The sequence below is a fragment of the Aquabacterium commune genome, from assembly GCF_004362855.1.
GTDB classification, from domain to species: domain Bacteria; phylum Pseudomonadota; class Gammaproteobacteria; order Burkholderiales; family Burkholderiaceae_C; genus Aquabacterium; species Aquabacterium commune.
Genome location: NZ_SNXW01000001.1, coordinates 197744 through 221133 on the forward strand (window position 1 = coordinate 197744; position 23390 = coordinate 221133).

General features: G+C 68.8%; 15 protein-coding genes and 1 tRNA gene. 7 read left to right on the forward strand and 9 right to left on the reverse strand.

The window, feature by feature from the left end:
• Positions 1-5 precede the first annotated feature (5 nt).
• A complete protein-coding gene (locus tag EV672_RS00935; RefSeq protein WP_243738446.1) occupies positions 6-725 on the reverse strand; it encodes a helix-turn-helix domain-containing protein in 720 nt (239 codons plus the stop codon).
• 173 nt (positions 726-898) lie between these two features.
• Between EV672_RS00935 and EV672_RS00940 the strand changes: the two genes are divergently transcribed.
• Positions 899-1645 (forward strand): RBBP9/YdeN family alpha/beta hydrolase, encoded by a 747-nt coding sequence (locus EV672_RS00940; protein ID WP_133605716.1) that lies wholly within the window; start codon positions 899-901, stop codon positions 1643-1645.
• Between the two features lie 65 nt (positions 1646-1710).
• Positions 1711-2352: a peroxiredoxin gene (locus EV672_RS00945; RefSeq protein WP_133605717.1), complete on the forward strand. Its 642-nt coding sequence runs from the start codon at positions 1711-1713 to the stop codon at positions 2350-2352.
• Between the two features lie 30 nt (positions 2353-2382).
• On the opposite strand, the gene EV672_RS00950 is transcribed toward EV672_RS00945, so the two are convergent.
• Positions 2383-2952, reverse strand: coding sequence for an FxDxF family PEP-CTERM protein (locus EV672_RS00950; RefSeq protein ID WP_133605718.1), 570 nt, complete (start codon positions 2950-2952; stop codon positions 2383-2385).
• Positions 2953-3145: 193 nt separating this feature from the next.
• Positions 3146-3222: transfer RNA gene (locus EV672_RS00955), tRNA-Pro, on the reverse strand.
• 141 nt (positions 3223-3363) lie between these two features.
• Between EV672_RS00955 and EV672_RS00960 the strand changes: the two genes are divergently transcribed.
• Positions 3364-4572 (forward strand): alpha/beta hydrolase family protein, encoded by a 1209-nt coding sequence (locus tag EV672_RS00960; protein WP_166643400.1) that lies wholly within the window; start codon positions 3364-3366, stop codon positions 4570-4572.
• Between the two features lie 18 nt (positions 4573-4590).
• On the opposite strand, the gene hrpA is transcribed toward EV672_RS00960, so the two are convergent.
• Positions 4591-8547 (reverse strand): ATP-dependent RNA helicase HrpA, encoded by a 3957-nt coding sequence (gene hrpA / locus EV672_RS00965; protein ID WP_424923108.1) that lies wholly within the window; start codon positions 8545-8547, stop codon positions 4591-4593.
• 81 nt (positions 8548-8628) lie between these two features.
• On the opposite strand from hrpA, the gene EV672_RS00970 reads away from it, so the two are divergent.
• The 4 genes from EV672_RS00970 to EV672_RS00985 all read left to right on the forward strand — a co-directional run bounded on the left by EV672_RS00970 (position 8629) and on the right by EV672_RS00985 (position 13029).
• Positions 8629-10110, forward strand: coding sequence for an amidase (locus EV672_RS00970; RefSeq protein ID WP_133605721.1), 1482 nt, complete (start codon positions 8629-8631; stop codon positions 10108-10110).
• 127 nt (positions 10111-10237) lie between these two features.
• Entirely contained in the window at positions 10238-11620 is a 1383-nt protein-coding gene (argA, locus tag EV672_RS00975) for an amino-acid N-acetyltransferase (protein ID WP_133605722.1), read from the forward strand.
• A 23-nt stretch (positions 11621-11643) separates the two neighbouring features.
• Complete coding sequence (locus EV672_RS00980; protein ID WP_133605723.1) at positions 11644-11916, forward strand: oxidative damage protection protein; 273 nt, start codon at positions 11644-11646, stop codon at positions 11914-11916.
• Positions 11917-12066: 150 nt separating this feature from the next.
• A complete protein-coding gene (locus tag EV672_RS00985) occupies positions 12067-13029 on the forward strand; it encodes a polysaccharide deacetylase family protein (protein WP_133605724.1) in 963 nt (320 codons plus the stop codon).
• 19 nt (positions 13030-13048) lie between these two features.
• Here EV672_RS00985 and EV672_RS00990 read toward each other — a convergent pair whose 3' ends face one another.
• The 5 genes from EV672_RS00990 to EV672_RS01010 all read right to left on the reverse strand — a co-directional run bounded on the left by EV672_RS00990 (position 13049) and on the right by EV672_RS01010 (position 23217).
• Complete coding sequence (locus EV672_RS00990) at positions 13049-14011, reverse strand: alpha-E domain-containing protein (protein ID WP_133606405.1); 963 nt, start codon at positions 14009-14011, stop codon at positions 13049-13051.
• Positions 14012-14158: 147 nt separating this feature from the next.
• On the reverse strand, positions 14159-15604 hold the full coding sequence (locus EV672_RS00995; RefSeq protein ID WP_133605725.1) for a circularly permuted type 2 ATP-grasp protein: 1446 nt from the start codon (positions 15602-15604) through the stop codon (positions 14159-14161).
• 450 nt (positions 15605-16054) lie between these two features.
• Positions 16055-16978 (reverse strand): transglutaminase family protein, encoded by a 924-nt coding sequence (locus EV672_RS01000; protein WP_133605726.1) that lies wholly within the window; start codon positions 16976-16978, stop codon positions 16055-16057.
• Positions 16975-19629, reverse strand: coding sequence for a circularly permuted type 2 ATP-grasp protein (locus EV672_RS01005; protein ID WP_243738447.1), 2655 nt, complete (start codon positions 19627-19629; stop codon positions 16975-16977). Before EV672_RS01005 ends, EV672_RS01000 begins: the two co-directional genes overlap by 4 nt.
• Positions 19630-19680: 51 nt before the next feature.
• Positions 19681-23217, reverse strand: coding sequence for a transglutaminase family protein (locus EV672_RS01010; RefSeq protein WP_133605727.1), 3537 nt, complete (start codon positions 23215-23217; stop codon positions 19681-19683).
• Positions 23218-23390: the final 173 nt, after the last annotated feature.

Consider the following 23390-nt stretch of genomic DNA (forward strand, 5'->3'; position numbering starts at 1 on the left):
TGGGCTCACCCTTGGCTGTCTTGGGCACCCGGGGTGCGGATCAACACAAAGGCCTGCACCTGGACATGGCAGCTGTTGTGCCACTCCAGCGCGTCGGTGGCCTCGTACTGCAAGGATTCCCGCGGGCGCACCAGGTGGCGCTGCCCGTGCAGGACGACATCGAGCACGCCGGTGGACACCGCCACATTGACGCGGCGCGCGGCCACCGTGGCCGGCAGGGTCAGGCGTCCACCGGGGGCCAGGCGCAGTTCGTAGAAAGCTTCGCGGTGCCCGTCACGGGCACGCTGCAGAGGCCGCAATTCGGCCCCTTCCGATGGCAACTGCGCGGGGCTGTCCGGCGAAGGCTGCAGCAGCAGCACGGCGTCGTCGTGGGTGGGCTCCAGGAACCACGACACCGACACGCCCAAGGCCTGCGCCACCTGCCACAAGGTCTTGATGCTGGGCACGCTGCGGCCCTGCTCGACTTGGCTGAGCATGGCACGCGACACCCCGCTGTGACCCGAGAGCTGCTCGAGCGACAGGCGGTGCTGCTGGCGCAGGCGTCGCAGGTTGCCGCCCACCGTGTGGCAGACCATGGCCTCGCTGGCCGAGGCGCGCGATGCCAGCACCGTCGCGCTGCGCTCGGTGCGGGCCGCGATCGGCAAGGTGCCCGTGCGCTCGGCCCCGCTCCAGGGGCTGGCTGCGGCTTGGCGGTCACGGACCCAGACGGTGGCAGGCGAAGTCATGTGGTGTTTCTCGGGCAGCTTGGGGCAGGGACAAGGTCGTCCACCTTAACCAAGCAGCCGCCCGCGGGCAAAGACGCGATTCGCATGGCCATCTGCCGGGAGCGCATGTGCAAGCACCTCATGCACATTCCTCGCTTGTCTGCGGCTGGCTTGCAGGCCCACAGTCGGTTTCCATGAACCGCCCTGCCCGCTTTCACGAACACCACAGCGCCACCCAGCCCCATGCTGCTGCGGCCTGCCTGTCGTGGCCCCAGGCCAGCGCGGCGCCGCGCCTGACGCGTCCTCAGCATCCACAACGTCCGTCGGTGCGGGTGCTGGTCATCCCCGGCCTGCGCGACAGCGGCGATGCCCATTGGCAGACCTGGCTGCAAAGCCAGTACGTGGACGCCGCCCGCGTGACGCAGCGCGACTGGCATCAACCTGAGCTGAGCAGCTGGTCAGAGCGCATCGGCGACACCCTGGCGCGCAGCAGCCGCCACACGCTTTGGGTCGCCGTGGCCCACAGCTTCGGCTGCCTGGCCCTGGCCCAGCACTTGGCCCATCGGCTGGCACGCCAGGCCACAAGCCCATCGGCAGACGGCATCGAAGCCCCAACCCAAGCCCGCATCGTGGCCGCCCTGATGGTGGCGCCCGCCGACCCGGTGAAGTTCGGCCTCAACGCTGAGCTGCCCCGCGCCTCGCTGGGCTTGCCGCTGACCGTGATCGGCAGCGAAGACGACCCCTGGATGCCGCTGGAGCGCGCCCGCGATTGGGCCCACACCTGGGGCGGCGGCTTCGTCAACCTGGGTCGCGTGGGCCACATCAACACCGAGTCCGGCTTCGGCCCCTGGCCCCTGGCGCGGCAGAAGGTGGACCACCTCGTGCGCCAGCAGCAACGCCTGCACACCCACCTGTGCGGCCTGGCCTGCGACACGCCCTGACGCCCTTCCCCCTCACCCACCCGTCACCGACAACCCGTCACCGACACCTCGAAAGGAAACCCCACATGGCCAGCCTGCGCCTGGGCGACACCGCCCCCGACTTTGAACAAGCCTCGTCCGAGGGCACCATCCGGTTCCACGAGTGGTTGGGCGACAGCTGGGGCATCCTGTTCTCGCATCCCGCCGACTTCACCCCCGTGTGCACCACCGAACTCGGCCTCACGGCCAAGCTCAAGGGCGAGTTCGCCAAGCGCAACGTGAAGGTGATCGCGTTGTCGGTGGACACCGTCGAGTCCCATGACAAGTGGATCCCCGACATCAACACCACCCAGGGCACGGTGGTGAACTTCCCGATCATTGCCGATGCCGACCGCAAGGTGTCCGAGCTCTACGACCTCATCCACCCCAACGCCAGCAGCACCCTCACGGTGCGCTCGCTGTTCGTGATCGACCCGGCCAAAAAGGTCCGCCTGACCATCACCTACCCGGCCAGCACGGGCCGCAACTTCGATGAGATCCTGCGCGTGGTGGACTCGCTGCAGTTGACCGACCACCACAGCGTGGCCACGCCGGGCAACTGGAAGGATGGCGACGACGTGGTCATCGTGCCCTCGCTGCAGGACCCGGCCCTGATCGCCCAGAAGTTCCCCAAGGGCTTCGTGGCCGTCACGCCCTACCTGCGCCTGACGCCTCAGCCCAAGCGCTGAAACGCGCCATGGCGCTGCCGCCCATGCAGCTCAAGCTGCAGGGCGGTGCTTGCGCAGCATGAAGCCGACACCGGCCAGGCCCATCAGCGTCAGGGCCAGGTCGGCGGGTTCGGGCGCCGGCGACGCCACAGACGCGTTGGTCCGGATGACGCCGCTGTACGACGCCGACGTGCGGCCGGACTCGCTGCCCGTCACGTAGCCCGTCACGGCCAGCTTGTACGTGCCAGCCGCCAGTGAAGCGAAACTGAAGGTGTTGAGCGAGCCGTCTTTGGGAATGCTCAGGTCCACGCCGTAGTACTGGCTGAAACCGGCATTGCCCAGGATGATCGAGGTCAGCACCACGTCCTTGCCCGACACCGAGTAAGAACCGGAGGACGAGCCCGATGGCGCTCCGTCGCTGCTCGTGCCGGACACGCTGCCTGCATCGCCGATGCGGAAGGTGTAATAGTCCGTGAAGCCCGAGGTGGTGGCATAGAAGGTGTTGCCAAACTGGGTGCCTTCAGCACCGAGCAGGCCCAGGTTGTCCTGACCGGCCGACGCACTGCAGCAGGCCAATGCCAGCAACCAACCCAGGCAAGCGGACGGAACGACGTGTTTCATGGAAAACCTCTGTGTGAGTGAGGCTCCAAAGGTAACCGTGTGCCCTTGGATCCGTCACCCCAGGGGTGAGGGGGCGACACGCGCGAGGCGTGCAGTGCATCACGCAAAGGCAAAATGAATCTCGTGCTCGATGCGCGGGCCCGACAAACGAAAGAGCCGCAGCGGACAAACCGGTGCGGCTCTCGATGTGACATGGTCGGGGCGGTGGGATTCGAACTCACGACCCTCTGCTCCCAAAGCAGATGCGCTACCAGGCTGCGCTACGCCCCGACGAAGTCCGCATTGTAGCCGCCAAAGTGACCTGTCAGCGTCACTCTGAACAACACCCGCGCTCAAACGAGCTAGGGATGGCCTGGGCGGCGTGCAAAGACCAGCATGTGCGCATCACAACGAGGCATCCAGGGAGGGCGCATGGCGCACCGCATGAAGGTCCAGCACACAGGTCTGCGCATCGCACTGGCGGTCTGGCTGGGGCTGGCAGTCACCGCGGGCAGCACGTCGGCATGGGCTGCCCGCAGCCTGCCGGCCATCGGCGATCCTGGCAACGTCACCGTCTCCGGCATCTCGTCGGGCGCGGCCATGGCGGTGCAGTACGCGGTGGCGCACTCCCAAGGTGTCTCGGGTGTGGGCGCCATCGCAGGGCCCGGATGGGGCTGCGCCCAGGGACGGGTCTCTCAGGCCATCAACACGTGCATGTGCGTGCGCGAGGCGCCAAGCACCACCCTGCCCCTGGCCAGGCAGTTCGCGTCGTCCGGTGCCATCGACCGGCTGATGTCGGGCAAGCCGCAAAGCCTCTCCCGCGCCTTCGTCTTCCACAGCCCCGACGACGCCACGGTCCGTGCCGCCTCGGGTGACGCGGGCATCGCTTTCCTGCGCGACTTCATCGGTCAGGCGCCCACGGTGGACCGCGGCAATGCCTCCGACGGCAGCGACCACGCCGGGCACGGCATCCTCTCGCCCGATGGCGGCGACAGCTGCACCACCAGCCCGAACGACAGCAGCTATGTGCGCCGCTGTGGCCAGGAGGACAACGCCCGGGATCTGCTGCACGCCCTCTTCCCGCAGCGGCCCCTCGACACCCGCCAGCGCATCGACCAGATCCCCGACAGCGACCTCCAGCCCTTCGACCAGACGCCTTTCATCGACGAGGTGACATCGGCCAGCCCCTACATCGCACCCGACATGCTGTGGCTGTCCTTCTGGCCTTACCGCAGCGACCGCCGTGATCGGCTGGACATGGCTGCCACCGGCTACCTCTATGTGCCGCCCAGCTGCCGTGCCGCTGGTGCCCGCTGCGGCGTGCACGTGGCGCTGCACGGCTGCAAGCAGGATGTCAGAACCTTCGCGCGCACCACCGGCTACATCCACTGGGCTGAGCACTTCCGCGTGATCGTGGTGTTTCCGGCCGTGCAGCAGGGCAGCAGCCCTGTGTCGGAAAGCTGCTCGGCCGGCGCGGTGCCCAGCCTGGCCGATGCGGCATGGATCCAGCCCAACCCCAATGGCTGCTGGGACTGGTGGGGCTACCTGGATGGCACCGACCGCACCCGCTACCTGACCCGGTCTGCGCCACAGGTGCAGGTGATCGAGCGCATCGTGCGGGCCTTGACGCGATCGAACTGAGCGCTCGCCCCGAACAGATCAAGCGCCGATCTGTGCCCAGGTTTTTTCCAGGCGCTTGACGCTGACGGGCTGCGGCGTGCGCAGCTCCTGCGCGAACAAGCTGATGCGGAGCTCTTCGAGCAGCCAGCGGAACTCGTCCAAACGCGCGTCGTGCGTGCCCTTGAGCTCGGCCAGGCGGCGGGTGTGGCGCTGGTCCAGCGGGCGCAGCTCGGCCAGGCGCTGGGCGTCGCGCGCCGGATCGACCTTGAGCTTGTCCAGCCTCAAGGTGATGCCCTTGAGGTAGCGCGGAAAGTGCTGCAGCTGCGGATAGGGCGTGCTGGCCACGAAGCGCTTGGGCATCAGGCGCTGCAACTGCGCGGCGATGTCTTCGGCCACGTCCTTCGGGGGTTTGGCGTCCTTGAGCTTGCGCGCGGCGGCAGCGTACTCGGTCAGCACGGTGCCGGCCAGGCGGGCCACTTCCTGGGCGATCAGGTTCAGGCGGGTGCGGCCTTCCTCGACCCGGGCCTTGAAGCTGGCCGCATCGGTGGGCAAGGGGTCGGCCAAGTAGGCCCGGTCCAGGGCCACGTCGATGACCTGCTCGCGCAGCTCGTCGGCCGTGCCCAGGGGCATGAAAGCCATCGCCATCTTCTGCAGGTCGGGGATGTTCTTTTCCAGGTACTTCAGCGGCTCGCGGATCTGCAGCGCCACCAGGCGTCGCAGGCCCGCGCGGTGTTTGAGCGCGGCGACATCCGGCTCGTCGAAGATGTCGATCTCGACGTGCGTGCCCTTGTCCAGCAAGGCCGGGAAGCCGATGAGGGTGTGGCCGCCGCGCTGGATCTCCATCAGCTCGGGCAGCTCGCCGAAGGTCCAGTCGGTCAGCGGGGTGCTGGCGGCCTGGCTTGGCTTGGCCGAGGGCTTGCCTGAAGGCTGAGCCGCAGGTTGGCCACCCTGTGCCGCCGGCTGGCCAGCCACGCGTGCCACTCGCTGCGCACCCCGGTCCGTCTGGGCTGACGCTGCCCCAGGTGCTGCGCCAGGCTGCGCCGACACCTCCCCGCCGCCGACCACCTCCTGCGCCTTGAGCGCCGCCAGCGCCTGGAAAGCCCCCCGTGCCAGCGCGCCCAGCTCGGCCTTGAGCGCGGGCAGGTTGCGGCCCAGCCCCAGCTGCCGGCCGTGCTCATCGACCACGCGGTAGTTCATGAACAGGTGCGGCGAGAGCGTGTCGAGCTTGAAGTCGGCACGCTTCACATCGAGCTGGGTCTTGTCGCGCACGGCCTTGAGCAAGGCGTCCATCAGTCCGCCCTGGCCGAACTCGGCGGTGCTCACAAAAGCCTCGGCGTAGTCGGGCAGCGGCACCAGGCGCGCGCGCGGCTTTTGGTGCAGGCTCTTGACCAGGGCCAGCACCTTGTCTTTCAGCATGCCGGGCACCAGCCACTCGCCGCGCTCTTCGCTGACCTGGTTGAGCGCGAAGATGGGCACGGTCACGGTCACGCCGTCGCGGGCGTCGCCGGGCTCGTGCAGGTAGGTGGTGCTGCAGTCCACGCCCCCTAAGCGGATGACCTTGGGGAAGGCCGCGCTCGTGATGCCGGCGGCCTCGTGGCGCATCAGCTCTTCGCGGCTGAGGTAGAGCAGCTTCGGGTTCTCGCGGCTGGCGTGCTTGTACCAGCGCTCGAAGCTGGGGCCGCTCATCACCTCGGGCGGGATCTGTGCATCGTAGAAGGCGTAGATCAGGTGCTCATCGACCAGCACGTCCTGGCGGCGCGACTTGTGCTCCAGCTGCTCGACCTGGGCAATGAGCTTGCGGTTGTGCGCCAGGAAGGGCAGGCGCGTGTCCCACTCGTCGTTGACCAGGGCCTCGCGGATGAAGATCTCGCGGGCCTCGCGCGGGTTGACCAGGCCGAAGTTGATGCGCTTGTTGTTATAGACAACCAGGCCGTACAGCGTCGCACGCTCCAGCGCCACGACCTCGGCGGCCTTTTTCTCCCAGTGCGGCTCCAGCATCTGCTTTTTCAGCAGGTGACCACCCATCTGCACCAGCCAGGGCTGCTCGATGCTCGCAATGCCACGGCCGTACAGTCGCGTGGTCTCGACCAGCTCGGCCGCCAAAATCCAGCGCCCCGGCTTCTTGCTGAGGTTGGCGCCCGGGTGCTTGTGGAACTTGATGCCGCGCGCGCCCAGGTACCAGTCCTCGTCCTCGCTCTTGCAGCCCACATTGCCCAGCAGGCCCGACAGCAGCGACAGATGCACCTGCTCGTAGGTGGCCGGTGAGCCGTTCATGCGCCAGTTGTGCTCGGCCACGACCGTGTGCAGTTGCGCATAGACGTCCTTCCACTCGCGCACGCGGCGCGGGTTGATGAAGTTTTCGCGCAGCAGGGCCTCGTACTTGCGGTGGCTGAGTTTGTGTTTTTCAGGCGCACCCGGCTCGTGGTGCCCGTGCCCACCGCGGCTCTCGTCCAGCCAGTGCCAGAGCTTGACCGTGCCCATGAACTCGGACTTTTCGTCGTCGAACTGCTTGTGCTTGAGGTCGGCCTGCTGCTGCTGGTCGATGGGCCGGTCACGCACGTCCTGCACGCTCAAGGAGGCGGCGATCACCAGCACCTCGGCCAGGGCCTGGCGGTCTTTGGCCTCCAGGATCATGCGGCCCACGCGCGGGTCCAGCGGCAGCTTGGCCAGGGTCATGCCCAGCGGCGTGATCTCGTTGTTGTCGTCCACCGCGCCCAGCTCGTTGAGCAGCTGGTAGCCGTCGGCAATCGCCTTGCGCAGCGGTGGCTCGATGAAGGGAAAGTCATCGACCAGGCCCAGGTGCAGGGACTTCATCCGCAGGATCACACCGGCCAGCGACGAGCGCAGGATTTCCGGGTCGGTGAAGCGCGGGCGCGCGTTGAAATCCTTCTCGTCGTACAGGCGGATGCAGATGCCGTTGGCCACCCGACCGCAACGGCCCGCGCGCTGGTTGGCCGCGGCCTGGCTGATGGGCTCGATCTGCAACTGCTCGACCTTGTTGCGGAAGGAGTAGCGCTTGACCCGCGCGCTGCCGCTGTCGATCACGTAGCGGATGCCCGGCACCGTCAGCGAGGTTTCCGCCACGTTGGTGGCCAGCACGATGCGCCGCCCGCCACCGGTCCGGAAAACCTCGTCCTGCTCCTGCTGGCTCAGGCGCGCGAACAGTGGCAGCACGGTGGCCACGGTTCGGTGCTGGGCCAGGTGCTTGCGCAGGTGGTCGGCGGCCTCGCGGATCTCGCGCTCACCGGGCAGGAAGACGAGGATGTCGCCCGAGCCGCCCATGCCGCCTTCACGCCAAAGCTCGTCCACGCCATCGGCAATGGCTTCGTTGAGGCCGTACTCGCGGCTTTCCTCGAAGGGCCGGTAGCGCTGCTCCACCGGGAACAGCCGCCCCGAGACCATGATGACCGGCGCCGGCCCTTGGCTGGATGCGAAGTGCTGCGCGAAGCGGTCGGCGTCGATGGTCGCCGAGGTGACGATGACCTTCAGGTCCGGCCGGCGCGGCAGCAACTGGCGCAAATAACCCAGCAGGAAGTCGATGTTCAGGCTGCGCTCATGGGCCTCGTCGATGATGATCGTGTCGTAGGCACGCAGGTCCGGGTCGCCCTGGGTCTCGGCCAGCAAGATGCCATCGGTCATCAGCTTGACGCTGGCGCCGGGCATCAGGCGGTCCTGGAAGCGCACCTTGTAGCCCACCACCTCGCCCAGCGGCGAGTTCAGCTCCTCGGCGATGCGCTTGGCCACGCTGGACGCCGCGATCCGACGCGGCTGCGTGTGGCCGATCAGCTTGGGGCGCTCGTGGCGCCTGGCGTTCGGGTCACGCACCTGGCCCCAGCCACCGCGCCCCATCGACAGCGCGATCTTGGGCAGCTGCGTGGTCTTGCCCGAACCGGTTTCACCGCAAACGATGATGACCTGGTGCGCGCGCAAGGCGGCCTCGATCTCGTCGCGCTTGCCGCTGACGGGCAGGGATTCCGGAAAACTGATGGTGGGCAGCACGGGTAAGACTGGGGGCACAGGCAGGGGCGAAGTGCCGCATTATCCCGTGGTGTCCGACTTCCCGCGCAGAGCCGTCCCATGCGTTTCGACGAGTACGTTCAACACGACGCCACCACCCTGGCCGAGCTCGTGCGCCGCGGCGAGGTCTCGCCCACCGAGTTGCTCGACGCGGCCCTGGCGCGCGCTGACGACACCCGCGAGCTCAACGCCATCGTCTGCCGCCTGGACGACGCCGCCCGGGCACAGGCCCGCCAGCCCGTCGATGCCCGTGCGCCGTTCTGCGGCGTGCCCTTCCTCGTCAAAGACCTGTTCCAGGACATCGCCGGCGTGCCCACCTCCAGCGGCAGCAAGTCGATGGCGCGCCGCCCTGCCGCGGAAGACAGCGACGTGGTGCGCCGCTGGCGCGCAGCCGGCCTGCTCATTTTCGGCAAGACCAACACCCCGGAGTTCGGCGCGCGCAACGTGACCGAGCCCGCGCTGTGGGGCCCGGCCCGCAACCCCTGGGACCGCAACCGCTCGCCAGGCGGCTCCTCGGGCGGTTCGGCCGCGGCGGTGGCGGCCGGCGTGGTGCCTGTGGCCGGCGCCAACGACGGCGGCGGCTCCATCCGCATCCCCGCGGCGGCCTGCGGCCTGTTCGGCCTCAAGGCCGGGCGCGGGCGCATCTCCATGGGCCCGCTGATGGCCGAAGGCATGAACGGTGCGGCCGTGCAAGGCGTGGTCTCGCGCAGCGTGCGTGACAGCGCCGCCATGCTCGACGTGCTGCAAGGCCCCGAGGCCCACGCGCCCTACCACATGGCCGCTCCGCCCATCCCCTACGTGGAGGCCATGCGCGCCGACACTGGCCGCCTGCGCATTGGCTTCACCACCGAGTCCCCCGTGGGCACGCCGGTCGATCCGCAGGCCGTGGCCGCCGTGCAGGACGCTGCCGCCCTGCTGAGCTCGCTGGGCCACCACGTCGAGCCCGTGCCGCAGCCCGTCAACGGCCTGCACCTGGCCGAGGATTTCCTGCTGGCCTGGTTCTGCGCCCAGGCCTTCATTGTCCAGACCCTGCGCGACACCACCGGCGCCACGCCCGCCGACTTCGAAAGCGACACTCGCTTGATGGCCGCCGTGGGCCGCAGCGTCTCGGCCCTGGAACTGCTGAAGTGCGAGGCGCGCTGGCACGAGCACAACCGCGCCCTGGCACGCTTCCACGCCGAACACGACCTGTGGCTCTCGCCCACCCTGAGCGCACCGCCCCCCACCATCGGCAGCATGGACACCCCCTGGGCGCTGGACCTGCTCAGCGACGTGGTCAGCCGCGTCGGCCTGGCCGGCCGCCTGCGCCACAGCCAGGCCTTCCAGACCACGGTGCTGCACAACCTGGCCTGGACGCCCTTCACCCAGCTGGCCAACCTCACCGGGCGCCCGGCCATGTCCGTGCCGCTGCACTGGACGCCCGCGGGCCTGCCCCTGGGCGTGCAGTTCGTGGCGCCGCTCAACGGCGAGGCCCTGCTGCTGCAACTGGCAGCCCAGCTGGAGCAGGCCCGGCCCTGGGCGCAGCTGCGCCCGCCCCCGTGATGCGCCGCTGAGGCCAGGCTTGTGCGTTTCCCGGGGACGCACCACCGCGCATTGGTCGTAACATCGGGGGATGCGGGGCCCCACCGTCGGCCGGCACCGCGTCTGCCTGAATCCGGCCTGAATCTGCATGGACCTCGTCTTCCCCCACCTCTTCGTGCCCTGGTTCCGCTCGGTGGCGCCGCACATCCACGCCCACCGCGGCAAGACCTTCGTGGTCGGCCTCTCGGGCGAACTGATCGCCGCCGGCAAGCTCGAGAACTTCGTGCAGGACCTCGCGCTCATGCACGCCATGGGCATCAAGGTGGTGCTGGCCCACGGCTTTCGCCCGCAGCTCGAAGAGCAATTGCGCGCCAAGGGCCAGGTCTCGCACTTCAGCCACGGCATGCGCATCACCGACCCGATCGCGCTGGACTGTGCCCAGGAAGCCGCCGGCCAGCTGCGCTATGAAATCGAGGCGGCCTTCTCCCTGGGCCTGCCCAACACGCCCATGGCGGGTGCCTCCATCAGCCTGATGTCGGGCAACTTCGTCACGGCGCGCCCCGTGGGCATCGTCGATGGCGTGGACTTCATGCACACCGGCCTGGTCCGCAAGATCGACGCCGTGGCCATCCGCCGCGCCATCGACACCGGCGCCCTGGTCATGATCTCGCCCTTTGGCTTCTCGCACACCGGCGAGGCCTTCAACCTGAGCATGGAAGACGTGGCCACCAGCGCCGCCATCGCGCTGCAGGCCGACAAGCTCATCTTCGTGACCGAGGTGCGCGGCATCCTGCAGGGCATCGTGCAGGAACCCCAACGCGCCGCCGAGCTCGAAGCCGGCCAGCACGACCCCGACGTCGAGATCGACCAGGAGCTCGCCCTGGCCGATGCCAAGCGCCTGCTGGCCGCCCTGCCCAACCCGCTGCAACCCACCGACACGGCTTACTACCTGCAGCACGCCGTCAAGGCCAGCGAAGGCGGCGTCGAGCGCGTGCACATCCTGCCCTTCAAGGTCGATGGCGCCCTGCTGATGGAAGTCTTCACGCACGATGGCGTGGGCACCATGATCGTGGACGAGAAGCTGGAAAGCCTGCGCGAGGCCACGCCCGACGACGTTGGCGGCATCCTGCAACTCATCGAGCCCTTCGAGCAGGACGGCACCCTGGTCAAGCGCAGCCGCACGGAAATCGAGCGCGACGTCGGCCTCTACACCGTCATCGAGCACGACGGCGTGATCTTCGGCTGTGCGGCGCTCTACCCCTTCCCCGAGGCCCACACCGCCGAGATGGCCGCACTGACCATCTCGCCCAGCGTGCAAGGCCAGGGGGACGGCGAACGCATCCTCAAGCGCATCGAGCAGCGCGCGCGGGCAATGGGCCTGCAAACCCTGTTTGTATTGACGACCCGTACCATGCACTGGTTCATCAAGCGCGGCTTCGCGCTGGTGGACCCGGACTGGCTGCCTGAGGCACGCAAGCGTTCCTACAAATGGGACCGCCGCTCTCAGGTGCTGGTCAAGCACCTCAAGTGATTTTTCTGAACCGCAATACCACCATGGCACGCACCATCCACTGCACCCACCTCGACAAGGAAGGCGAAGGCCTGGACTTCGCACCCTACCCCGGCGAGCTGGGCAAGCGCATTTACAACGAAATCAGCAAGGAAGCCTGGCAGCTCTGGATGAAGCACCAGACCATGCTGGTCAATGAAAACCGCCTGAACCTGGCCGACGCCCGCGCCCGCCAGTACCTCGCCCGCCAGATGGAGCAGTTCTTCTTTGGCGGCGGTGCCGAGCAGGTGCAGGGCTACGTGCCGCCATCTGCCTGACCACAGCGTCCCTTGGTGGCCGTTGCGTAAAGATATGTCGTCAGACTCGTGTACGCTACGTCTGAAAGGGGAGTCACGGTGTTGAAAGGCAGGCATCCGATACACATGGCAGGTGCGCAGGCGCGCAAGCCCGCGGCACACGAGGGCTGAATGGGACGTCCCATCTTCTCCTTGACCAGGCTCTCAGGCGGCGCGCAAGCAGCACTCCCCGTGCTGATGTACCACCGGGTCTTGCCTGAGCGCGACCCCTTGCAGGCTGAGACCCACACAGCCCGCACGATGGACACGCAGTTCAGGACGCTGGCACGTTGCTTCAAGGCCTTGCCCCTGGACGAGGCCGCATCCCTCCTGGCCGAGGGACGCTTGCCGCCCCGCGCCATCAGCATCACCTTCGACGATGGCTACCGCGACAACCACGACATCGCCTTGCCGCTGTTGCAGCGCCACGGTCTGACCGCCACTTTCTACGTCTCCAGTGGCTTCCTCAACGGTGGCACGATGTTCCACGACGTCATGGTGGAGACCGTCCGCCATGCGCCCACAGGGCAACTCGACCTGGGCCTGAAAGATGCGTCCCCGGTGATCTTGGGCGATGTGGCCTCGCGGGTTGCGGCCCTGGACGCCCTCGTCCGCCAGGTCAAGTACCTTGACCCGGTCCAGCGCGAAAGGCTGTCTGAGCGCCTGCTGGCGACCTTGGGCCACAAGGCCCCGCATCAACTCATGATGGACGATGAGCAGGTGCGTGCTTTGACGCGCGCCGGCATGTCGGTGGGCGGACACACGACCCAGCACCTGATCCTGGCCCGCCTGGACGAGGCCGCAGCCTGGGAAGAAATCCGCAGCAATGCCGACGTCTTGTCCAACCTGACGGGACAGCGCATCACCTCGTTTGCCTACCCGAACGGCAAACCCGGGACCGACTATGGCCCTCAGCACGTGGAGATGGTCCGCCGCGCAGGGTTTCTCAACGCGGTCAGCACGCGCAGCGGCGTGGGCACGCGCAGCGCACCGCGCTTCGAGCTGCCACGTTTCGTGCTCAACGAGACCACGACCGCCGGCATCCTGATGCGCATGCTGCGCATGACGGCCTACCCGGTGGGCGAGGCCGCCTGAGCAGCCAGGTTCGGCAGGCTCAGGCCTTCGCAGGCATCAGGAAATCCCGGCTGATGCCCCAGCCCAAATCGCCCACGCGGTCAAGGAACTGCGTCAGGTAGGCGTGCAGGCCGGTGGCCGTGATCTCATCGATGCGGCTGAACTGCAGGTCGGCGCGCAGGCGGCCGGCGCGGCGCAGGGTTTCCTGGCTGTGGTCATTGGCCACGGCGCGCAGGTTGCTCACCACCTCGTCCATGCAGTGCACCAGCGAACGCGGCATCTCGGCGCGCAGGATCAGCAACTCGGCCACCTTCTCCGGGCGGATGACGTTGCGATAGACCTTGCGATAGACCTCGAAGGCCGAGACCGAGCGCAGCACGGCCGACCAGTGGTAGAAGTCCACCTCCTTGCCCTCGTTGCCGGCGCCCGAGCCAAAAAACTCGGTGTTGCGCGCGTGGAACTTCACGTCCAGCAGGCGGGCGGTGTTGTCGGCGCGCTCCAGGAAGGTGCCGATGCGCTGGAAGTGGAAGGACTCGTCTTGCAGCATGGTGCCGAGCGTCACGCCGCGCGAGAGGTGCGAGCGGAACTTGACCCACTCGAACAGGTCGGCCGGGTCGCGCCCCATGGCGCCTTCCTTGACCAGGCGGTTGAACTCCAGCCAGGTCTGGTTCATGGTCTCCCAGACCTCGGTGGTGAGCGCCCCGCGCACGGCCCGGGCGTTCTCACGGGCGGCGCGCAGGCAGCTCAGGATGCTCGACGGGTTGTTGGCGTCGGTCACCATGAAGGACATCACGTCGCGCGCGTTGACCTCGTCGAACTTGTGGAGGTATTCCTCGGTCAGCTCGCTGATGCCCAGCAGGCCCTCCCAGCCTTGCAGCGCGGCTTCGCTGGATTGCGGCAGCAGCGACGTCTGGTAGTTGACGTCCAGCAGGCGCGCGGTGTTTTCGGCCCGCTCCATGTAGCGGGCCATCCAGAAGAGGTGATCGGCGGTGCGCGACAGCATGGGCTTGGTCTCCATATGCGACATGCCGGCAGCGTGGCGTGCCCGCCAGGCGCCGGATTCGGTCTCGATGAGTTGCGTGGGCAGGTGGTCTTCGATGCGTTCGTTGAGCATGGTGGCCCTCCCTTGTGAAACAGTCAGCTGAGCCGGTCAGCTCTCCAGCACCCAGGTGTCCTTGGTGCCGCCGCCCTGCGAGCTGTTGACCACGAGCGAGCCTTCTTTCAAGGCCACGCGGGTCAGGCCGCCGGGCACCATCTGCACCGTCTTGCCAGACAGCACGAAGGGGCGCAGGTCGATGTGGCGCGGCGCGATGCCGCTGTCCACGAAGGTCGGGCAGGTGGACAGCGACAGCGTGGGCTGGGCGATGTAGTTGCTCGGGTTGGCGATGAGCACCTGGCGGAAATCTTCGATCTCGGCCTTCGTGGCCGCCGGCCCCACCAGCATGCCGTAGCCACCGGCCCCGTGAACTTCCTTGACGACGAGGTCGGCCAGGTTGTCCAGCGTGTACTTCAGCGCATCGGTTTCACGGCAGATGTGCGTGGGCACGTTCTGCAGGATGGGCTTCTCACCGAGGTAGAACTCGATCATCTTGGGCACGTAGGGGTAGATCGACTTGTCATCGGCGATGCCCGTGCCGAAGGCATTGGCCAGGGTGACGTTGCCAGCGCGGTAGGCGCGCAGCAGGCCGGCCACGCCCAGGGTCGAGTCCTTGCGGAAGACTTCCGGGTCCATGAAGTCGTCGTCCAGGCGGCGGTAGATGACGTCCACGCGCTGCGGCCCGCGGGTGGTGCGCATGTAAACGAAGTCGTCCTTGACGAAGAGGTCCTGACCCTGCACCAGCTCGATGCCCATTTGCTGCGCCAGGAAGGCGTGCTCGAAGTAGGCCGAGTTGTACTGGCCGGGCGTGAGCACGACGGCCGTGGGCTCGTTGACGTTGGCCGGCGCCATGGCGCGCAGGGTGTCGAGCAGCAGGTCGGGGTAGTGCGCCACCGGGGCGACGCGGTGCTCGGCGAACAGCTCGGGGAAGAGCCGCATCGACATCTTGCGGTTCTCCAGCATGTAGCTGACGCCCGAGGGCACGCGCAGGTTGTCTTCGAGCACGTAGTAGGTGCCGCTGCCATCGGGGTTGCAGGCACGCACGATGTCGATGCCCGCGATGATGGAGTAGATGTCGCCAGGCACCTTCAGGCCCACCATTTCCTGGCGGAACTGGGCGTTGTTGAGCACCGGCTCGGACGGGATCACGCCCGCCTTGAGGATGGCCTGCTCGTGATAGACGTCCTTGAGGAACATGTTGAGCGCGGTGACGCGCTGCTTGAGGCCCTTCTCCATCTCCTTCCACTCGTGGCTGGGGATGATGCGCGGGATCAGGTCGAAAGGAATGAGGCGCTCGGTGCCCGAGCCGTCCTCGTCCTTGTCGCCATAGACCGCGAAGGTGATCCCGACGCGGCGGAAGATCATCTCGGCTTCCGCACGGCGCGAGGCCATGAGTTCGCCCGGCTGACGCTGCAGCCATCGGCCGTAGGTCTGGTAGTGGTCGCGCACCTGCGGGTCGGCGTCGGCGCTGCCTGCGTGCATCTCGTCGAAGAATCTCATCGATGGGCCCTGGTGGGGGGATGGAAAACAGCGTTGTCCATGTCAATGCACTAAGCGTGCCAAGTGCTGGCCTGCCAGGGTCGAGCGCCAAACTGCAGGCGCCGCGCGTCGCCCTTTTGGCGAGGGGCTTGACCTGGCACAAATGGCGCTTGCCGCTGAAAGTGCCGACCGCGCCCCGAAAAGGGGCATGTGCTGGGTCGCGCCAGGCCAGCGTCCGCGCTTTTCGCGACAAGCGCGCCGCTTTCTGGGGCGTGCATGTCGCGAAAAGCGCGTCGCACGCCCCGCAAAGAGGCATGCATGGCCCACAGCGACCCAGCACGTGGCTCACGGAGTGCGGCGCGCGGCACTTTCAGTGGCAGTGTCGCCCCTTTTTGGGGCGCAGGTGGCGCTTTTTGTGCGGTGGGTGGCGCTGGGAGTGCCGCGGGCGACGCTGGGCGCACGGCGCGCCGCTCAGAGCAGCCGCGTGGTGACCCGCACGGCCAGCCGGTGGTCCCCGCCACCGCGGATGACGCCGCGCAAGGGGGTGACGTCGCCGAAGTCCCGGCCGTGGGCGACGCGCACATGGTGGACCTCGGGCACGGCGTCGTTGGTGGGGTCGAGGTCGAGCCAGTCGTCGGCCAGGGGCAGGCCCAGGCCGGGCACCCAGACGCTGACCCAGGCGTGCGAGGCGTCGGCGCCGACCAAGGGGGCCTGGCCCGGTGGCGGGCGGGTCAGCAGGTAGCCGCTGACGTAGCGCCCGGCCAGGCCGCAGGCGCGCAGGCAACCCAGCATGAGGTGGGCGAAGTCCTGGCAGACGCCGCGGCGCTCGGCCAGCACGGTGAGGATGGGCGTGGAGATGTCGGTGGAGGCCGGCGCGTAGCTGAAGTCGGCGTGGATGCGCTGCATCAGCGCGATGGCGGCTTCGGCCAGGGGTCGGTCGTCCTGCAGGGACTCGGCCCCGTAGGCGCGCAGTTCCGGGTGCAGGGGCACGTAGGGCGAGGCGTAGAGGAATTCGGCGGCGGGCTCGAACGGGGCTTTGGCGCGGTAGCTCAGGCGCTCGCGCACCTGACCACAGGTGGGGCCTGGGTGCGCGGTGAGGTGTTCGGCCAGGCCTTCGTAGCGGGCCGTGACCTGCACCTCGCTGCGGGCCACCACGCGCAGCGCCTGGTGGGCGGCGTGCAGGGCGAAGTAGGCGCGGCTGTTGCCGTGGCTGTCGCGGCGGGTGCTGTGCTGCTGCGGGGTCGGCTGCACGGCCATCTCGAAAGACAGCAGCCGCTGGCCGGCATCGCTCAAAGGGCGCAGGCAGGCGATGTGCTGGGCCTGTTCGACCGGGTGGTCGTAGTCGTAGCGGGTTTCGTGTTCGACGCTGAGGCGGGCGGCGGCTGGAGAGGTCATGCGCTCACCATGGCATCGTGGGTCTCGGCGTGGACGAAGAAGAGGCGCGCGACCTCGTCGGACAGGCGCCAGCTGGCGTCGATCAGGCGGGCGCACAGGGCCAGCAAGCGCTCGGGGCCCAGGGCCGGGTCACAGAGTTCGTCGAGGGTGCTGCCCACGCCCTGGTGGGGCAGGAGGGCCAGCAGGTCGGCCTGGGAGCTGCCGCGCTCGGGCAGCTTGCCCAGCTCGGTGCGCAGGCGGCGCAGCACGCAGGCCAGGGCGCGGGGGTTGTTCTCGTCCATGACCAGCATGGCCAGCAGGGCCGGCCGTTCCAGGCGGCGTTGGAAGCGGGCACGGAAGGTGATGGCGCTGTCGAAGAGGTCAAGCAACTGGTCGTAGCCCTGGGCCTGGCCCAGTGCCTCGTGCGTGCAGAACGCCTGCAGGAAGCCGGCATAGCCCGCCAGACGCTCGATGAGGCGGCCCACGGTGAGCAAGCGCCAGCCGGCGTCGCGGGTCATGCGGTCGGTCTGCGCGCCGGTCACGGCCGACAACTGCATGGCCAGGTGCTCCAGGGCCTCGTCGGCCTGTTGCAAACCTGGGCGGCCCTGAGGAGCGTCGGGGGTGAGGGCCTGCTGGAAGTCGGGCCCCAGGGTGCGCAGCAGGCGGACGTGGGCGGGCGAGAGGCGCTCGCGCAGGGTCTGGGCCGAGCGCGCCAGGGCGTCGAGGTTGTGGGCCAGGCTGAGGGCGCCTTGGCGGGCCTGCGGGTCGATGAGGGCGTCCAGCGCGGCGCGCTCGAACACGCGGGGTGCCTGGGCCAGGCTGGGCGTGCCCTGGGGCACGAGGCCGCAGCGCAGCGACAAGGCCGACAGCGCTTGCAGCACAGCGTCGTCGGGCTCGTCTTCGGTGCTGGCCAGGCCGATGAGGTTCTGCACCAGGCGCAACTGCTGCTCAGCGCGCTCGGTGTAGCGGCCCATCCAGAACAGGTTCTCGCCGATGCGGCTGGCCACCGGGCGCTGGCGCTGGGCAAGCTCGTCCAGGCGCACCGAGGTGGGCAGCATCGAGAAGGTGTCCACCGGCTCGTCGGTCAGCACCCAGGTGTCCAGTGAGCTGCCGCCCAGCTGCATGGAGACCGGCCCGGCGTCGCGCGTGGCGATGCGGGTCATGCCGCCGGGCAGCACCTGCCAGCCGCCACGGCCATCGGACAGGGCATAAACGCGCAGCGAGGCGCCGCGCGGGTTGACGTGGCCTGCGCCACCCGCACCAGCACCGCCTCCTTGCCACACCGGCGCCTGGGCGTAGGGCACGAAGTCCTGAACGGTGTAGGCCCCGGGATCGTGGTCGATGCGCTCGCGCCAGGCCTGCAGGGCCGGCGCGGTCAGGGTCTGGCCGAGCACGGCCTCGAAGCTCTGGCGCAGGCGGGGCGAGCCGAAGCCCGGCGTGCCCGCGTGGGGGTGGCTGGGGCGGATGACCTGGTGGGCCAGCTCGGGGCGGATGTCGGCCCAGGCGCTGGCCTCGCCGCACCACCAGGTGGGCAGCGAGGGCAAGGCGAGCTCTTCGCCCAGCAGCTTGCGCGACAGCGCCGGCAGGAAGCCGTGCACCGCGGGCGACTCCAGGAAGCCCGTGCCCAAGGCGTTGGCCAGCACGACGTGGCCGGCGCGCACCACCTGCATCAGGCCGGGCACGCCCAGGTGGGAGTCGGAGCGCAGCTCCAGCGGGTCGCAGAAGTCGTCGTCCAGGCGGCGCAGCAGGCCGTGCAGCGGCGCCAGGCCTTGCACCGTTTTCATGAAGAGGCGCTCGTCGCGCACCACCAAGTCACCTCCTTCGACCAGGGGCAGACCGAGGTAGCGCGCCAGGTAGGCCTGCTCGAAATAGGTTTCGTTGAACGGGCCTGGGGTCAGCAGGGCCAGGCTGGGGGCCGCGCCCTGGGCACCCTCGGCGCCGCCGACACAGCCCGCGGCCAACTCGCTGAGGGTGTCGATCAGGCGCCGGTAGCCCGAGGCCAGGTGCTGCACGTTCATCGCCCGGTAGGCCTCGGGGAACTGCCGCGAGACGATGAGCCGGTTCTGCATCACATAGCCCAGCCCCGAGGGCGCCTGGGTGCGGTGCGAGACCACCCACCAGGCGCCATCGGGCCCGCGCACCAGGTCGAAGGCCAGCACGTGCAGGTGGATGCCGCCCGGCGGTGTCACGCCCTGCAGGCCGCGCAGGTAGCCGGGGTGACCCAGCACCAGGGCCGAGGGCAGCAGGGCTTCCTTGAGCAGGCGCTGCTCGCCGTAGGTGTCGGCCAGGACGGTGTTGAGCAGGCGGGCGCGCTGGGCCACGCCTTGCTCCAGGCTGCGCCATTCGTCGGCCTCGACGATGAGGGGCAGCACCTCCAGCGACCAGGGCCGGCTGGGCCCGCCCTGGGCGTTGTAAACGTTGTAGGTGATGCCGTCTTCGCGGATCTGCCGCGCCATCAGCGCCTGGCGGCGCTGCAGGTCGTCGAGCGGCGCGCCGAGGTGATCGACGAAGCCCCGCCAGGCCGGACGCAAGGCGCCCTCGGCATCGCGCAGCTCGTCGTAGTGGCCCGCTTCGGCCGGCCGCGCGCGCTGAAGGAGCTCGTGGGCCAGGGCCTCGCCCGGGCTGGCGCCGGCCGGGGTGGCGTCGTCGAACAGCGGCAGGGAGGTGGTCAAGGATGTCGTCACGGAGGGAGGCACAGTGGCGTCATCCTACCAACCCGGCCTTCATGCACCACCCTTGGCCCGACGCAAGTCCAGCGTCAAGGGGTGTTCGATGCCGGCCGGCTGGGGGCGCACGTCCATCGCACCGGGCGTGTGGCCCATGCGGAAGAAGCGCGCCAGGCGGCGGCTTTCGGCCTCGAAGGCGTTGACGGGGAAGGTGTCGTGGTTGCGTCCGCCCGGGTGGGCGACGTGGTACTGGCAGCCCCCCAGGGAGCGCTTGAGCCAGGTGTCCACCACGTCGAAGGTCAAGGGCGCGTCGGCACCGATGGTCGGGTGCAGGCAAGACGGCGGTTGCCAGGCGCGGTAACGCACGCCCGCCACGAACTCGCCACTGCGGCCCGTGGGGTGCAAGGGCAGCAGCTGGCCATTGACCGTGACCACGTGGCGGTTGCCATTGAGCCCGGTGGCGCGCACCTCCAGGCGCTCCAGCGAGGAGTCCACATAGCGCACCGTGCCACCGGGCGAGCCTTCCTCGCCCATGACGTGCCAGGGCTCCAGCGCACCGCGCAGGCTCAGGCGCACGCCGGCCGACTGCACCTCGCCGATGTAGGGGAAGCGGAACTCGAAGTGCGGCGCGAACCAGGCGGGGTCGAAGGCGTGGCCGGCCATTTCCAGCTCGGCCAGCACGTCGGCGAAATCCTGCTCGACGAAGCTGGGCAGCAAGAAGCGGTCGTGCAGGCCGGTGCCCCAGCGCGTCAGCCGGGTGGCGCCATGGCCCTTGTACGGCTCTTTCCAGAACCAGGCGACCAGGGCGCGCAGCAGGAGCTGCTGCACCAGGCTCATCTGAGCGTGGGGCGGCATCTCGAAGGCGCGCAACTCCAGCAGGCCGAGGCGGCCGGTGGGGCCGTCGGGCGAGTAGAGCTTGTCGATGCAGAACTCGCTGCGGTGGGTGTTGCCGGTGGCGTCCACCAGCAGGTTGCGCAGCGAGCGGTCGATCAGCCAAGGCGGGCACTGGCCCCAGATGCCCATCTGGCGCTCGATCTCCTTCATGGCGATCTCGGTCTCATAGACCTGGTCCATGCGCGCCTCGTCGATGCGCGGCGCCTGGCTGGTCGGCCCGATGAACAGGCCCGAGAACAGGTAGGACAGCGAGGGGTGGTTGTGCCAGAAGGTCAGCAGGCTGGGGATGAGGTCGGGGCGGCGCAGGAAGGGGCTGTCGGCCGGCGTGGCGCCGCCCAGCACGAAGTGGTTGCCGCCGCCGGTGCCGGTGTGGCGGCCGTCCACCATGAACTTCTCGGTGGACAGGCGGGTTTCGTGCGCGGCCTGGTAGAGGAACTCGGTGTGGTCCACCAGTTGCTCCCAGCTGGACGCTGGGTGGATGTTGACCTCGATGACGCCGGGGTCGGGCGTGACCTGCAGCACCTTGAGGCGGGCGTCGCGCGGCGGTGGGTAGCCCTCCAGCACGACCTTCAGGCCGGTCTCGGCGGCCGTGGCCTCCACCGCGGCCACGAGGTCGAGGTAGTCGTCCAGGCTGGTCAGGGGCGGCATGAACACGTACAACACGCCGCCGCCCTCTCCTTCGGTTTCCACCTTGGGGCCGCTGGCGCGGTCGGGGTTGCGCACCTCCACGCACAGGGCCGTGCGGGTGATCCAGTGCGCCGACTCGAAGCGGCTGGGCAGCTTGGCCGGGTCCACCGCGCTGGCCGTGGCCGGGCCGGCGGCGCCCAGCACCGGGTTGGCCGCGAGCTCACCCCACTCGCCGTTCGCGCCACCGCGTTGCCCGCGGGGGTCCAGGCCGTCCACCGCCTGGCCCTGGACGGACACCGCCCCGCCCTGCGCGAAGCCGCCGCCCATGGCGTGGGGGCCATATTGGGCACGCAGCGCGGCCGCATCCCGCAAGGCCGGCTTGGGCGCGAAGGGGTCGTGCGCCAGCGGGTAGGGGTAGTCGCCGCTGCTGACCCAGGGCAGCGAGTCCAGCGGCAGGCGCAGGCCCATGGGTGAGTCGCCAGGGATGAGGTACATGCGCTCGTCGCGGAAGAACCAGGGGCCGGTCACCCAGGTCGGGCCACTCAGCCCCGGGGCGGCATGCCGCCACTCGCGCTTGAGCGGCAGGGCGTAGCCCACGGTGTGGTCCAGCCCCTGGTCGAAGATGCGGCGCAGGCGCACGCGCTCCAGCTCGTCGTCCAGGCGGGCGTCCAGCGGGTCCACGTTGACGGGCAGGCGGCGCTCGCGCCACAGGTAGTACCAGGTGTCCTCGTAACCCGTCTGGACATGGGCCGAGCCCACGCCCAGCTTGTCCGACAGCGTGTCGATGAAGCGCTTGGCGTCGGCACTGGTGTAGCGCACGGCCTGCCGCTCGTCGGCGAACAGGCTGGGGTCGTGCCAGCAGGGCTGGCCGTCGGTGCGCCAGAAGATGGACAGCGCCCAGCGCGGCAGCTGCTCGCCCGGGTACCACTTGCCCTGGCCGAAGTGCAGGAAGCCGCCCTCGCCGTAGCGGGCGCGCAGCTTGTGCACCAAGGTGGTGGCCAGGCCGCGCTTGGTGGGGCCGAGCGCGTCGGTGTTCCACTCGGCGCCATCGCGGTCATCGACCGAAACGAAGGTCGGCTCGCCGCCCATGGTCAGGCGCACGTCGGTGTCGTTCAGCTGGGCATCGACGGCCTGGCCGAGCGCATCGATGGCCTCCCACTGCGCGGGCGTGTAGGGCTTGGTCACGCGCGGCGACTCGTAGATGCGCGTGATGCCCATGTGGTGCCCGAAGCTGACCTCGCACTCGTCCACCGCACCGGAAACGGGCGCTGCGCCGGTGGGCTCGGGCGTGCAGGCCACGGGGATGTGCCCTTCGCCGGCCATCAGGCCCGAGGTCGGGTCCAGGCCGACCCAGCCGGCACCGGGCAGGAAGACCTCGCACCAGGCGTGCAGGTCGGTGAAATCCACCTCCGTGCCCGAGGGGCCGTCCAGCGCGGCCACATCGGCCTTGAGCTGGACGAGGTAGCCCGACACGAAGCGCGCGGCCAGGCCCATGTGGCGCAGCGCCTGCACCAGCAGCCAGCCGGTGTCGCGGCAGGAGCCGGACTTCAGCGTCAGCGTTTCCTCGGGCGTCTGCACGCCGGGCTCCATGCGGATCGTGTAGGCGATGTCGCCCTGCAAACGCTGGTTGAGGCCGACCAGGAAGTCGATGGTGCGCACCTCCTTGCGGTCGATGCTGTCCACGAAGGCCTTGAACTTCGGTGTCAGCGGCGCCTTGGCCAGGTAGGGCTGCAGGTCGTGCAGCGAGGCCTCGTCGTAGGTGAAGGGGTAGTTCTCGGCGTGGGGCTCAAGGAAAAAGTCGAAGGGGTTGTAAACCGCCATCTCGGCGACGATGTCCACGGTGACCTTGAATTCGCGCGTGCGCTCGGGGAACACCAGCCGCGCCAGGTGGTTGGCGAACGGGTCCTGCTGCCAGTTGATGAAGTGCACCGCCGGCTCGACCTTGAGCGAGTACGACAGGATGCGGGTGCGGCAGTGCGGCGCCGGCCTCAGCCGGACGATCTGCGGCGACAGGTTGACCAGGCGGTCGTAGGTGTAATGGGTGGTGTGGTTGAGCGCAACGTGGATGGACACACGGATCTCCAGCGGGAAGCAGCAAAAGGGACGACAGCTCAGATTGGCTGCGAGTTGTGTGACACGAGCAAGTTATGGGCCAAGTTGGTGCGCGCGGGCAGGCGCACGGAAAACAGCCACACCGTGACGCACTTCACGGCTTGCGGGATCATGCGCCCGCGCGGCGGTCGATA